Below are 12463 nucleotides of genomic sequence, written 5' to 3'. Positions count from 1 at the left end.
GCCCCGCGTCGGCCCGGCCTCCGCGGGGCGGCGGCGCGACCCGCGGGACACGCGCCCGCGCGTGGCCCCCGCGACCGCGCCGACCCGTGGCCCGTGTCGGTCGGCGGTCGTCGCCCGGCGGCACCGTGGCCCGGCCGCGCGTCGGCCCTCCCCGGCCCTCAGCGGCCATACGACGCCCGCAGGTCGGCGCCGCGTGCCCACGGCCGTCGAGCGCGGACCAGCCGCGCCGTGGTCGATCCTGACCGCGTAAACGTTCACCCCGTGCTCGACCGGCCCCCGAACGCCCGCTCGATCGGGCTGCGAGCCGCGTTGGGCGGGAAGCCGTCGAGGCCGATCCTCGGCCCGCCGGCGCTTCCGCCCGCGGTCGTCAGTCGCACTCCTGGGTCGAGACCTCCCCGGACGCGGAGGCGCCCTGCTGGGCGTTGGCCGCGACCTCGTGGGCTGTGAGTACGTAGCCCGTCTCGTCCTCGTTGGTCGCCGCGGCGAAGACGACCCCGTACACGTCGCCGTCGGGGGAGATCAGCGGGCCGCCGGAGTTGCCCGGGCGGACTTCGGCGCGGATCTGGTAGATCTCCCGGCTCACCTGCTGGGAGTGGTAGAAGTCGGGCCCCTGCGCGGTCTGCTCGGCGCGGATGCGCGCGGGCACCGCGGTAAAGCCGTTGTTGCGCGGGAAGCCCGCGACCACGGCGTCGTCGCCCTTGGCCGCCTCCTGGTCGAAGTCCAGCGGCTCCAGGTCGAGGCCGTCCACGTCGAGGACGGCGATGTCCTGCTGCGGATCGTAGAGCACCACCGTGGCGGTCAACTGCTGGCCGGAACGGGTGACCACCCGCAGATCCTGGGTGACGCCGGCGACCACGTGCGCGTTGGTCATGATGTGCCCGTCCGAGTAGACGAACCCGGTCCCCTCGACGCGCCGCTGGCAGCTGGGCGCGGTGCCCAGCACCTTGACCACGCTCTGGCTGGCGTCGCGCAGCCCCGGGGTGTCGAGGACGTCGGGGTCGGGCGGCTGCACCTCGGCCGGCTCGCCGGTCCCCAGGCCGCTGAACACCTGGGGGAACGCGCTCTGGTCGACGATCCGGCGGAATTTGGAGAACCACGTCTGGGTCACCTCGGGCATGGCCCGGTCGACCGCGTGCAGCACCCGCGACTGCTGAACCTGAGTGTTGAGTACGGGGATCGCGGAGTTGGCGACGGCGCTGCCGACCAGCCAGGCCACCAGCAGCACCGACAGCGCGCTGACCAGGGCACCGCCCATCGCGTCGAGGACCCGCGCGGACTCCCAGGTGACGCGGTTGCGCACCACGGCGCCCAGATAGGAGGCGGCGAACTGGCCCATGGCCGCGCACAGGAACACCACGGCGACCGCGAGCAGAGCCTGGCGCCCGGCGTCGGCCACCACCTGCTGGATGAGCGCCGGCGCGCCAAGGGCGGCCAGCACCCCTCCGCCGATGAAACCGGCGAAGCTCATGACCCCGACGATGAACCCCTGCCGGTATCCCGACGCCGCGAAGAGGAGCACCAGGACCACCAGGGCGGCGTCGAGGACGATGCCGTCCATCATCACCTCGCGCTCTTCTCAGCTCTTGCGGCGGCCGGCCGGCGGCGATGCCGCGCGACCGTCCTCGTCGGGTCCGCCGGGCAGGGGGACGGGTTCCGCCTCCGCGCCGTCCAGCCAGGGCCGCTCCCAGCCTCCCAGAACGAGCAGCCGGTTCAGAATCGCGGCGGTGAATCCCCAGACCAGCATGCCGCGGACGCGGAACGCGGGCCCGGTGGTTCCGTTGGGGTGGCGCACACGCACCCGGTTGGCCGGATCTGCGAGCTCGTCGACGGGCACCCGCACCACCCCGGCGACCTCACCGGAGTCCGCGGGGTGCACGTCGGAGGGTTCGCGCCACCACGCCAGCACGGGCACCACGCGAAAGCCGCTGTGACGGATGAACAGTTCGGGCAGCCTTCCCAGCAGTTCGATACCGACCGGGTCGACTCCCGTCTCCTCCACGGCTTCGCGGACTGCGCAGTCCTCGGGCCCTTCGTCATCGGGCTCGAAGGAGCCGCCGGGGAAGGCGGGCTGGCCGGAGTGGCGCCGCAGCCCGTTGTTGCGCTGGATCAGGAGCACGTCGGGGCCGTGCTCGCCCTCGCCGAACAGGATGAGCACGGCGGACCTGCGCCCACCGGACTCGGGCGGGCGCATCGTCGCGGGCACGGCCATGCGCCCGCCCGCGCGGGCGAGGGAGGCGAGCCAGTCGGGGGTGCTGACCTCGGGCGCGCCACCGCGCGCCTCGCCGGCCTCCGCGTCGTGGCCGTCCTGGCGCCGCTCGCCGTATTCCCGTGCGGTCATGCTGTGCGCGTCTCCTCCCGGCCGTTGCCTCCGCCTGATGCGAACCGCCTAGGAGAACGGGCCATTCCGCACCAGCGCCGCCGCGGTGTCCTCATCGGTGGGTCCCTCGCCGAACGAGGGGCACCAGCGGGCGAGTTCACAGGCACCGCAAGCGGGGCGCCGCGAGTGGCAGACGCGGCGGCCGTGCCAGATCAGGCGATGCGAAAGCAGGGTCCAGTCTTTGGGCGGGAACAGGCCGCCGATCGCGTGCTCGACCTTGACGGGATCGGTCTCCTCCGTCCAGCGGAAGCGGCGCACCAGGCGGCCGAAATGTGTGTCGACGGTGAGCCCCGGTACGCCGAAGGCGTTGCCCAGCACCACGTTGGCGGTCTTGCGCCCGACGCCGGGCAGCCGCACCAGGTCGTCCAGGTCGCCGGGGACATCGCCGCCGTACTCGTCGCATAGCTTCCGGCCCAGGCCAAGGATGCTGTTGGTCTTGGAGCGGTAGAAGCCGGTGGAGCGGATCAGCCCCTCCAGCTCCTCGCGGTCGGCGGAGGCGTAGTCGGCCGCCGAAGGGTAGCGGGCGAAGAGCTTCGGGGTCACCTGGTTGACGCGCTTGTCGGTGCACTGCGCCGACAGGATGGTCGCTACCAGCAGCTCCAGCGGAGAGGTGAAATCAAGCTCACAGTGCGCATCGGGATACAACCGGGCCAATTCCCGGTTGACCCGTCGGGCGCGTCTCACGAGTGCGAGACGCGACTCACCCGTGGGTGTCCGCGCCGCGCCGTCGTCAGGTGCGGCGTCGGACGGGGTGGTCTGAGCAGGGGTGGCAGGATCTCCGAGCACGCCCCAAAGACTACGTATCCCGCGGCGGCGTCCGCGCCCGGGCGGCCGCGGCGGGGGCCGCGCCCCCGAGAGCGGCGTGCCATGTCGGCAATGTCGGAGTTCGGCGGGCCGGACCCTTCGGGAACGGGATTGCAACTAGGATCGGATGCGCTGACGTCGGCCGTGGCGGTCGGCTTGTCACCCGGGCGACAAGCCGAGGCAACGAAGTGGTTTCCCACCGGGGTGCGATATACGTCACACTGTTGACGGTCAGGCTTGCAAGGAGGAAGTGGTGGACGAGACCAACGAGGTGCTGCGCAAGGCCCCTCTTTTCGAGGCACTCGACGAGGAGGGTGCCGCCGCGCTTCGCGCCTCGGTGAGCGAGGTCCGGTTGGGCCGCGGCCAGACGCTCTTCTCCGAGGGCGACGAGGGCGACCGCCTCTACGTGATCCTCAGCGGCAAGGTCAAGCTGACCCGCGCCGCTGTCGACGGCCGCGAGAACCTGTTGAGTGTCCTGGGCCCGAGCGAGATGTTCGGCGAGCTGTCCCTGTTCGACCCCCGCCCGCGCACCGCCAGCGCCATCGCCGTCACCGACGCCGTGCTGGCGGGTCTGGGCCACGACGACCTGCGCCCGTTCATCGCCCAGCAGCCCCAGGTCAGCCTGCAGCTGCTCAAGGCGCTCGCCAGCCGGCTGCGCCGGACCAACGACGTCATGAGCGACCTCGTCTTCACCGACGTGCCGGGGCGTGTCGCCGGGCAGCTGCTCGACCTCGCCGACCGCTTCGGCAAGGAGGGCGAGGACGGCCTGCACGTGCACCACGACCTGACCCAGGAGGAGCTCGCCCAGCTCGTCGGCGCCTCCCGCGAGACCGTCAACAAGGCACTGGCGGAATTCGCGCTGCGCGGGTGGCTGCGCATAGAGGCCAAGGCCGTCGTGCTGCTCGACGTCGAGCGGATGCGTCGGCGCGCGCGCTGACACCGCGCTCGCACCGGCGCGCGCGCTGACACCGCGCTCGGACCCCCCGCAGACCGAGGAGGCGGCCGGCAGCGCGGACGCCCGCGGCGCCGCCGCAACGACCACCGGGCCCGGCCATGTGCCGGGCCCGTCGGCTGCGCGGCGACCGGTTCCGGGGGCGGCGGCGCGCCGCCGCCGTCGCTCCCGCCGGAGCCCCCTCAGGCCTCGCCGAGCTCGCCGGGGATGTCGCCGCGCTTGGCCAGGTACCGCAGCTGCGCCCGCACCGAGGAGCGCGCGGCCGGGACCACCGCCTCCTCGATGCCCGCGTAGACCCGCGCGACGATCTCGTCGGCCGTGCTGTCGCCCGCGGCGACGGCCGCAGCGACCTGGGACAACCGGGCCTCGCGGTGGTCGATGTACTCGGTGAGCCGGTCCAGCGGCTCGGTGCAGATGGGCCCGTGGCCGGGCAGCAGCGCCCGCACGCCGGTGGAGACCGCCAGGTTCCGCAGCCGGTACAGGGAGTCCATATAGGCGGCGAGGCCGTCGTCGGCGAGCATCGTGGTCCCGCTGCCCAGCACCGTGTCGCCGGTGAGCACCACGTCGTCGGCGGGCAGGTGGAAGCAGACCGAGTCGGAGGTGTGGCCGGGCGCGGCCACTACGCGCAGCTCCAGCCCGTCGACCTCGACCACCTCGCCGTCGGGGAGGTCGTCGCCGCCGATCCGCATTCCCGGTTCGACCGCGTGCACCGGCGCGCCCGTCAGCTCGGCGAAGTAGCGCGCGCCCTCGCTGTGGTCGGGGTGGTGGTGGGTCAGCAGCGTCGCGGCGACCTGGGCGCCCTGCTCCTGCACCGTGCGGGCCACCCGTTCCAGGTGGCGCTCGTCGTGGGGGCCGGGATCGATCACGATGACGCCCCGCGCGCCCGGCTCGCGCAGGACCCAGGTGTTGGTGCCTTCGAGCGTCATCGGGCCGGGATTCGGGCATAGGACGCAGTTGGCGCGCAGTGTTCCGGAACCGTCGATCCTCATCGCACCTCAGTCTCTCTCGCCGGGCGGCGCCGGCAGGGGTGGGGGGTTCGCAGTAGAGGGCTCAGCGCCGGGGGTAGGGCACGCCATCGGGCACGACGAAACGCAGCTCGCCGCCGATCTCGCGCATGGCGGGCTCGATGGGGACGATCTCGCGCCGGGCCGCGAGTGCGGCCGCCGGCGACCCGTACTCGGCCAGCTCGGCGCAGGTGGTCACGGTCGGCGGCAGCATCTCCAGTTCACCGCGCTGCCAGGCGGCCACGGCGTCAGCAGGGCGCATCCACGCGACGCGGTCGGCCTCGCCGCCCACGTCGCGGGTGTGCTGGCCCGCGGGCAGGGCGGCGGCGAAGAACCGGGTGTCGAAGCGCCGCGCCTCCCGCCGCGGGGTGATCCAGCGCGACCAGGCGCGCAGCAGGTCGCTGCGCAGCATCAGGCCGCGGTCCGCCAGGAATCCGGTGAACGACAGCGTGCGCCCGACCAGCGCGGTGCGGTCGGCCTCCCAGTCCGCGCCGCGCGTGTCGGCGACCACGCCGCCCGCGGGCGGGCCGGCCAGCAGCACGCCCGACTCCTCGAAGGTCTCGCGCACGGCGGCGCAGACCAGGGCGCGCGCCATCGGCTCAGCTACTCCCAGCCGCCCGGCCCACTCGGCCGGCGGCGGACCCGCCCACCGGATGCCGGGCTCGGTGTCGCGCTCGTCCACCCCGCCACCGGGGAACACGTGCATGCCGGGAGCGAACCGCATGGTGGCCGCACGCCGCAGCAGGTAGACCTCCGGTCCGCCGGCGGCGCTCTCGCGCAGCAGCATCACCGTGGCGGACGGACGCGCTTCGGCGCCCGCCTCCCCGCAGCGGTCGTGCTCCCGTGTCATGGCCGTCGTCCTCCCGTCGTCGTGGCGAACGAGCGCCACCGCGTCCGGCGCGGTCCTCAGCCGGCCTCGACGATCATCTCCACCTCGACGGGCACGTCCAGCGGCAGCACCGCAACGCCGACCGCGCTGCGGGCGTGCGTGCCGGCCTCGCCGAAGACCTCTCCGAGCAGTTCGCTGGCGCCGTTGACGACCTGCGGCTGCCCGGTGAAGGACGGGTCGCTGGCCACGAACCCGACCACCTTGACGATCCGGCGCACCCGCGACAGCTCGCCGACCTCGGCCTTGACGGCGGCGATCGCGTTCAGCGCGCACACCGCCGCCAGCTCCTTGGCCCGCTCCGGGGACACCTCGGCGCCGACCTTCCCGGTGCCGGCCGGCTTGCCGCCTACCAGCGGCACCTGTCCGGACACGTAGACGTGGTCGCCGGTGCGCACCGCCGGCTGGTAGGCGGCCACGGGCGGCACCACGTCGGGCAGGGTGAGCCCCAGCCCGGTCAGACGCTCTTCGGGGGTGGCCATCACTCCTTCTCCCGCTTCATGTAGGCCACCATCTGCTGGTTGCGGGGATCCCCGTCGACCGACGGGCCGGGGATGACTGAGACCAGGTCCCAGCCGTCCTCCCCCCAGTTGTCCAGGATCTGCTTCGTCGCGTGCGACAACAGCGGCACTGTCGCGTACTCCCACTTCGTCATAGCCGCCACCTTACTTTCCGGACCCGCCGATCAGGCCGCCGCCCGACGGTCCCGCGGCGCTCCGCGCACACGCCGCCGGGCGCGCACGCGACCCGCGCCCACCGGGAACATAGAATCCGAGGAGTGAGTGCACGCGATCGCGACGGGGACGCCGTCCGGCTCCATGTCGTCACCGGCAAGGGAGGCACCGGCAAGACCACCGTGGCCGCCTCTCTCGCGCTGGCCCTGGCCGCCGGCGGACGCACGGTACTGCTGGTCGAGGTCGAGGGGCGCCAAGGGATCGCGCGGCTCTTCGGCACCCGCCCCCTGCCTTACGAGGAGCGTGCGATCGCCGCTGCGCCTGAGGGCGGCCGGGTGTGCGCGCTGGCGGTCGACGCCGAATCGGCCCTGCTGGAGTACCTGGAGATGTTCTACGGCATGCGGCGGGCCGGGCAGGTGCTGACCCGCTTCGGCGCGGTCGACTTCGCCACCACGATCGCCCCGGGCATGCGCGACGTGCTGCTGACGGGCAAGGCCACCGAGGCGGTCCGGCGCCGCGAAGGCGACCGGCGGCGCGGCGGCCGCGACGCCGGCGGCAGGAGCCACGTCTACGACGCGGTGGTCGTGGACGCGCCGCCCACCGGCAGGATCGCCCAGTTCCTCAACGTCAACGCCGAGGTCGCGGGCCTGGCCCGGGTGGGGCCGATCCGCAACCACGCCGACAAGGTCATGGCCACCCTCCGTTCGACCCGCACGGCCGTGCACTTCGTGACCGTGCTGGAGGAGATGCCGGCGCAGGAGACCCTCGACGGCATCGGCGAGATCCGCGCGGCCGGGCTGAACGTGGGCTCGCTGATCATCAACATGGTGCGGCCGCCGTTCTTCGCGGAGCCGGTGCTGCGGGAGGTCGCCGGAGGCTCCTTCGACACCGGGGCGCTGGTGCGCGGCGTCAAGGCGGCGGGGCTGGAGGACGCCGAGGAGACCGCGCGCACCCTCGCCCAGGAAGTGGCCGAGCATGCACAGCGGGTGGCCGGCGAGTCCGGGATCCGCGCGCGCCTGGACGGCCTCGACCGGCCCCGTCTGGAGCTCCCGCTGCTGAGCCGCGGAGTGGGTCCCGAGGAGCTGGACGACCTGGCCGAGCGCCTCCGGGAGCAGGGAGTATGAGCGAACAGGAGCCCGGCGGCCGGGCGCGCGGCACGGCCGCGCCGGACTTCGACGTCGACGCTCTGCTGTCGGACGGCGACACCCGGATCGTGGTGTGCTGCGGCTCCGGCGGTGTCGGCAAGACCACGACCGCCGCGGCGCTGGGCGTGCGCGCGGCCGAGTTGGGTCGCCACGCGGTGGTCATCACCGTCGACCCCGCCCGGCGGCTCGCGCAGTCGATGGGGCTGCGAGAACTGGATAACTCGCCGCGCCCGGTCGAGCTGTCCGCAACGCTCGGCGCGGAGGGTCCCGGGTCGCTGCACGCGATGATGCTCGACATGAAGCGCACGTTCGACGAGATCGTCGAGGCCCACGCCGACCCCGAGCGCGCGCGCCAGATCCTGGCCAATCCCTTCTACCAGTCGCTGTCCTCCAGCTTCTCCGGCACGCAGGAGTACATGGCGATGGAGAAGCTGGGGCAGCTGCGCCAGTCGGGCGACTGGGACCTGATCGTCGTCGACACCCCGCCGAGCCGGTCGGCGCTGGACTTCCTGGACGCACCCGAGCGGCTGGGCCGCTTCCTCGACAGCAGGCTCATCCGCATCCTGGGGGCTCCGCCGGCGACCGGCGCGTTCAAGGTGCTGGGCGCCGGGGTGGGCATGGTGACGGGCGTGATCGCCAAGATCGTGGGCGCCCAGGTCCTCAAGGACGTGCAGAGCTTCGTCTCGGCGTTCGACGCTGTCTTCGGCGGGTTCCAGGAGCGCGCGGACCGCACTTACCGGCTGCTGCAGGCGCGCGGAACCGGGTTCGTGGTCGTCGCGGCGCCCGAGGACGACGCGCTGCGGGAGGCGGAGTTCTTCATCGAGCGGCTGCGCGAGGACCGCATGCCCCTGGCCGGAATCGTTCTCAACCGGGTGCACCGCACCGCGGTCCGCGGCCTGCCCGAGCAGACCGCCGCGACTGCCGCTGCGGAGCTTGAAATCGCCGGCGAGCACGATCTGGCCGCGGCGGCGCTGCGCCTGCACGCCGAGCGCGCGCGGGTGCAGCACCGCGAGCAGTGGCTGATGGGGCGGCTGGCGGCCGCCCACCCGGGCGTTCCTTCGGCGGAGGTGCCGGCCCGTCCCGAGGATGTGCACGACCTCGCCGGGCTGGCCGGGATCGGCCGCGCGCTGGGGCGCGGCTGAGATCTCGGCCACCGGCGCCGATCCGCCCGTTAGGGACCCCACCGCAGCGGGCAGCGGGACGAGCGCCGCCGCATCGCCGCACCGCCGCACCGTCGGGGGCGCGGCGGCGCTCGAACCGAGCAGGACCCGGTGCAGGCCGTGCGCGACGGGCAGGAGCCAACCGGCCGTCCAGTGCTCGGCCTTTGTGAAACCGCGGAAGGGGGCGGGCGGCCCGATGCCGGATTCGCGCGGCAGCGTACGCCTGCCGTCCCGCTACCCCGCCCGGACTCCGGGCTCGCCGTGGCCGGCGCCGTCATCGGCGGCGCCGCCCTGCTCGCGGTACCGGCGGCGTGCGTCGAGCAGCAGCTTCGCCCACGATGCGACGTCGGGCCTGCGGCGCAGCAGCGCCCGCCGCTCGCGTTCGGTCATCCCTCCCCAGACGCCGAACTCGATCCGGTTGTCCAGTGCGTCGGCCAAGCACTCGGTGCGCACGGGGCACCCCCGGCAGATGAGCTTGGCCCGGTTCTGCGCGGCTCCCTGCACGAAGAGCGCGTCGGGGTCGGTCTCGCGGCACAGGCCGTGTGCGGCCCAGCCCGGCATCCACATGTCTCCCACTCCCAAGTCCAGCATGTGCGGTCGTCGAAAGAGCCGGCGGGCGCGGTCGCCGACTCCGGTCGCAATGAGGGCGGGGGACACATGGAAGACCCGCGGCGGCCGCTTCCCAGGGCGCAGGCAGCCTGGTAGCGGAGAGCGACGAGTCAGAAGCTCTGCGTGTCCCCCTGATTGCTGCGGAAGAACCTATGATTCGCGCACGTGGTCCGCCAGGCCCCAGCAGGCTCATATCGGATCTAACCCAGGTGGGTCATTGCGTTCGGGCGCTCCATCAGATCCACCGCGCGGGCGGCTGGCGACCACCGGTTCCGACTGCTCGGTATGGCATCCACAATGGAGAACGGCCTCGGTGCCGCCGGTGCGCCGAAACGTCCGAAACTACGGACATCGACGGCGGCGCCCGTCGCGGTTCGCACGTAGTCTTAGGGGGTGGGTCAGGGGACAATGCTGCAGAAAATCGGTCAACTGGTCGGCGTCGGAGTTGTCGCCGGGGTACTCGTAGCGGCACTCGCGCTGCCCGCTGTCGGCGGGCTCGGTATCACCGCACGCAACGTCGCCACCGGGTTCCTGAACATGCCGGGTGACTTGGAGACCCCTCCTCCTCCCGAGCGCTCGGTCATCTACGACCGCGACGGCGAGGTCATCGCCGAGATCTACGACCAGAACCGCGAAGTGGTCGGCTTCAAGGACATGGCCCCGGTCATGCGCGAGGCGATCGTGGCGATGGAGGACTCCAAGTTCTACGAGCACGGCGGCATCGACATCGCCGGCACGTTCCGCGCCGCCGTCCGCACCATCAGCGGCAACGTCGAGGGCGGCTCCTCCATCACCCAGCAGTACGTGAAGAACGTCCTCGTCGAGAGCGCCGACAGCCAGGCCGAGCAGGAGGAGGCCCGCGAGACCACGCTGGGCCGCAAGGTCCGCGAGCTGCGCTACGCCATCGCGCTGGAACAGCGGATGTCCAAGAACGAGATCCTCGAGGGCTACCTCAACATCGCCTACTTCGGCGACGGGGCCTACGGCGCCGAGTCCGCCGCGCAGCACTTCTTCGGTGTCAGCGCCTCCGAGCTGAACCTCACCCAGGCCGCCACGCTCGCCGGAACGGTGCGCTACCCCTACCTGTACAACCCCCGCCTCAACCCCGATGCCGCCGAGAACCGGCGCAATGTCGTGCTGGACCGCATGGCCGACACCGGGCGGATCTCCGAGGCGAAGGCCGAGGAGGCCAAGGCCGCCGACCTCGGGCTGGACATCACCAGTCCCAGTAACGGCTGCATGCCCAGTGAGCAGCCGTTCTTCTGCGACTACGTGGTCCAGCAGATCGAGCAGAACAAGCGTTACGGCGAAACCGAGACCGAGCGCGCCCGCTGGCTGCGCACGGCCGGACTGCAGATCCACACCACGCTGGACATGGACATGCAGGACGCGGCGCAGAAGGCCGTCGACGAGTGGGTGCCGCGCAAGAACAAGTCGCGCAAGGTCGCGGCCGAGATCCTGATGGCCCCGGGCAGCGGGGCGATCCGGGCGATGGCCCAGAGCCGCAACTACGGACCCGACGAATCCAACCTCGGCGAGACGTCGATCAACTTCGCCGTCGACGCCAACGACGGCGGAAGTACGGGGTTCCAGGCGGGGTCGACGTTCAAGCCCTTCACCCTCGCCGCGGCTCTCAAGGCCGGCAAGGAGTTCAGCACCTCCTACAGCACCGGCAACACCACGACCATCACCGGCCAGCGCAACTGCAGCGGCGGGCGCCTGGCTCCGTGGACACTCAGCAACGCGGGCGACACCAAGGGCGGCAGCACCAACAACATGGTCAGCGGCACCAAGGGCTCGGTGAACACCTACTTCGCCAGCCTTCAGGCGGACGTGGGGCTGTGCAACGTCATCCGGATGGCCGAGACGCTCGGCGTCCACCGGGCCGACGGCACCTCCTTCGACAACGCGCGGACCCAGGCCAACAACTCCTTCACCCTGGGCAGCGAGGAGGTCTCCCCGCTGACCATGGCCGCCGCCTACGCCACGTTCGCCTCGCGCGGTACGTACTGCAAGCCGCAGGCGATCGACAAGATCGTCGACGAGCACGCGGGCAAGACCATCGACGTCAAGTCCGAGTGCGAGCGGGTCATCAGCAAGGACGTCGCCGACGGCGTCGGCTATCTGCTGCAGCAGACCTTCAAGGGCGGCACCACCACCGGGCTGGACATCGGCCGGCCCGCGGCGGCGAAGACCGGAACGACCGACGGTTCGGCCAGCGCCTGGTTCGCCGGTTTCACGCCCAACCTCGCCGGCACGGTGTTCGTCGGCGACCCGCGCGGACCGCAGAACTACCCGCTGCGCGGCGTCACCATCGGCGGCAGGTACTACTCCCAGGTCTACGGCGCCACGATCCCGGGTCCGATCTGGCAGCAGACCATGCAGGAGGCGACCCAGGAGCTGCCCGTCGAGGACTTCGCGTCTCCGCCGTCGCAGTTCGGCAGCACCTCCGAGCCCCAGCACGAGCCGGAGGACGAAGAGGACGGCCAGAACGCCGATGAGGCCGCCAACACCGGCGGCGTCCCCGACGTGCTGGGGTTGTCGGCCGACGCGGCCCTCGGCGAACTGGAGGCGGCCGGGTTCGAGCCCAACCTGTCGTCCACAAAGGTGCGGTCCGACCAGCCGGCGGACTCCGTCGGTGCGGTCAACCCCGAGCCCGGAACCGGACTGCCCGAGGGCGCGACGGTCAACGTGTTCCTGAGCAGCGGCGGTGGCGGCGAGGACGCCGGAGGCGGCGGTTGGGCCGGCTGGGGCCAGGGCGCGCCGGGCCGCGGGCAGGACGACTAGCCGGCGGCGGCGCGGCCGCTGACGACGCCGCGGGGGTGGGGGGGGTGGCGGGCGACACGTTCGCC

Annotated in this window: 12 protein-coding genes; 4 read left to right on the top strand and 8 right to left on the bottom strand. The window is 72.5% G+C overall.

Features of this window, described 5'->3' with window-relative positions; genetic code table 11:
• Positions 1-367: 367 nt before the first annotated feature.
• From RM446_RS18070 to nth, 3 genes are all read right to left on the bottom strand, one after another.
• The gene (locus RM446_RS18070; RefSeq protein ID WP_311546534.1) at positions 368-1558 is read right to left on the bottom strand and encodes a MarP family serine protease; all 1191 of its coding nucleotides are present in this window, start codon (positions 1556-1558) and stop codon (positions 368-370) included.
• Positions 1559-1576: 18 nt separating this feature from the next.
• A complete protein-coding gene (locus tag RM446_RS18065) occupies positions 1577-2209 on the bottom strand; it encodes an NUDIX hydrolase (protein WP_311546533.1) in 633 nt (210 codons plus the stop codon).
• A 177-nt stretch (positions 2210-2386) separates the two neighbouring features.
• Positions 2387-3061 (bottom strand): endonuclease III, encoded by a 675-nt coding sequence (gene nth / locus RM446_RS18060; RefSeq protein ID WP_311546515.1) that lies wholly within the window; start codon positions 3059-3061, stop codon positions 2387-2389.
• A 370-nt stretch (positions 3062-3431) separates the two neighbouring features.
• On the opposite strand from nth, the gene RM446_RS18055 reads away from it, so the two are divergent.
• Positions 3432-4118 carry a Crp/Fnr family transcriptional regulator gene (locus tag RM446_RS18055; RefSeq protein WP_311546514.1) on the top strand — a complete coding sequence of 229 codons (687 nt, stop codon included), beginning with the start codon at positions 3432-3434 and terminating at the stop codon, positions 4116-4118.
• 197 nt (positions 4119-4315) lie between these two features.
• Here the strand turns inward: RM446_RS18055 and RM446_RS18050 are convergent, their stop codons facing one another.
• The 4 genes from RM446_RS18050 to RM446_RS18035 all read right to left on the bottom strand — a co-directional run bounded on the left by RM446_RS18050 (position 4316) and on the right by RM446_RS18035 (position 6678).
• The gene (locus tag RM446_RS18050) at positions 4316-5122 is read right to left on the bottom strand and encodes an MBL fold metallo-hydrolase (protein ID WP_311546513.1); all 807 of its coding nucleotides are present in this window, start codon (positions 5120-5122) and stop codon (positions 4316-4318) included.
• A gap of 61 nt (positions 5123-5183) precedes the next feature.
• Positions 5184-5987 carry an NUDIX hydrolase gene (locus tag RM446_RS18045; protein WP_311546512.1) on the bottom strand — a complete coding sequence of 268 codons (804 nt, stop codon included), beginning with the start codon at positions 5985-5987 and terminating at the stop codon, positions 5184-5186.
• A gap of 56 nt (positions 5988-6043) precedes the next feature.
• Positions 6044-6505 carry a RidA family protein gene (locus RM446_RS18040; RefSeq protein ID WP_311546511.1) on the bottom strand — a complete coding sequence of 154 codons (462 nt, stop codon included), beginning with the start codon at positions 6503-6505 and terminating at the stop codon, positions 6044-6046.
• Positions 6505-6678, bottom strand: coding sequence for a DUF4177 domain-containing protein (locus tag RM446_RS18035; protein ID WP_131096593.1), 174 nt, complete (start codon positions 6676-6678; stop codon positions 6505-6507). The genes RM446_RS18040 and RM446_RS18035 overlap by 1 nt, the downstream gene beginning before the upstream one ends.
• Positions 6679-6801: 123 nt before the next feature.
• Here RM446_RS18035 and RM446_RS18030 point away from each other — a divergent pair, with 123 nt between their 5' ends.
• Positions 6802-7821 (top strand): ArsA-related P-loop ATPase, encoded by a 1020-nt coding sequence (locus tag RM446_RS18030; protein WP_311546510.1) that lies wholly within the window; start codon positions 6802-6804, stop codon positions 7819-7821.
• Positions 7818-8984, top strand: coding sequence for an ArsA family ATPase (locus tag RM446_RS18025; protein ID WP_311546509.1), 1167 nt, complete (start codon positions 7818-7820; stop codon positions 8982-8984). Before RM446_RS18030 ends, RM446_RS18025 begins: the two co-directional genes overlap by 4 nt.
• Before the next feature lie 252 nt (positions 8985-9236).
• Here RM446_RS18025 and RM446_RS18020 read toward each other — a convergent pair whose 3' ends face one another.
• A complete protein-coding gene (locus RM446_RS18020) occupies positions 9237-9569 on the bottom strand; it encodes a WhiB family transcriptional regulator (RefSeq protein ID WP_311546532.1) in 333 nt (110 codons plus the stop codon).
• Positions 9570-10019: 450 nt separating this feature from the next.
• Between RM446_RS18020 and RM446_RS18015 the strand changes: the two genes are divergently transcribed.
• Positions 10020-12398, top strand: a complete 2379-nt coding sequence (locus RM446_RS18015; protein ID WP_311546531.1) for a penicillin-binding protein — start codon at positions 10020-10022, stop codon at positions 12396-12398.
• Positions 12399-12463 lie beyond the last annotated feature (65 nt).

Origin of the sequence: Streptomonospora wellingtoniae (assembly GCF_031845375.1) — a bacterium.
Classification (GTDB): Bacteria; Actinomycetota; Actinomycetes; order Streptosporangiales; family Streptosporangiaceae; genus Streptomonospora; species Streptomonospora wellingtoniae.
Note: the sequence above shows the minus strand (reverse complement) of the source record. Positions and strands in the feature narration are given on the sequence as shown.

What these genes read in the sequence shown, in the direction of transcription:
- RM446_RS18050 (WP_311546513.1), bottom strand. Translation starts at nt 5,122, where the DNA reads ATGAGGATCGACGGTTCCGGAACACTGCGCGCCAACTGCGTCCTATGC.
- RM446_RS18070 (WP_311546534.1), bottom strand. Translation starts at nt 1,558, where the DNA reads ATGGACGGCATCGTCCTCGACGCCGCCCTGGTGGTCCTGGTGCTCCTC.
- RM446_RS18020 (WP_311546532.1), bottom strand. Translation starts at nt 9,569, where the DNA reads ATGTGGATGCCGGGCTGGGCCGCACACGGCCTGTGCCGCGAGACCGAC.
- RM446_RS18065 (WP_311546533.1), bottom strand. Translation starts at nt 2,209, where the DNA reads ATGGCCGTGCCCGCGACGATGCGCCCGCCCGAGTCCGGTGGGCGCAGG.
- RM446_RS18025 (WP_311546509.1), top strand. Translation starts at nt 7,818, where the DNA reads ATGAGCGAACAGGAGCCCGGCGGCCGGGCGCGCGGCACGGCCGCGCCG.
- RM446_RS18035 (WP_131096593.1), bottom strand. Translation starts at nt 6,678, where the DNA reads ATGACGAAGTGGGAGTACGCGACAGTGCCGCTGTTGTCGCACGCGACG.
- RM446_RS18045 (WP_311546512.1), bottom strand. Translation starts at nt 5,987, where the DNA reads ATGACACGGGAGCACGACCGCTGCGGGGAGGCGGGCGCCGAAGCGCGT.
- RM446_RS18015 (WP_311546531.1), top strand. Translation starts at nt 10,020, where the DNA reads ATGCTGCAGAAAATCGGTCAACTGGTCGGCGTCGGAGTTGTCGCCGGG.
- RM446_RS18040 (WP_311546511.1), bottom strand. Translation starts at nt 6,505, where the DNA reads ATGGCCACCCCCGAAGAGCGTCTGACCGGGCTGGGGCTCACCCTGCCC.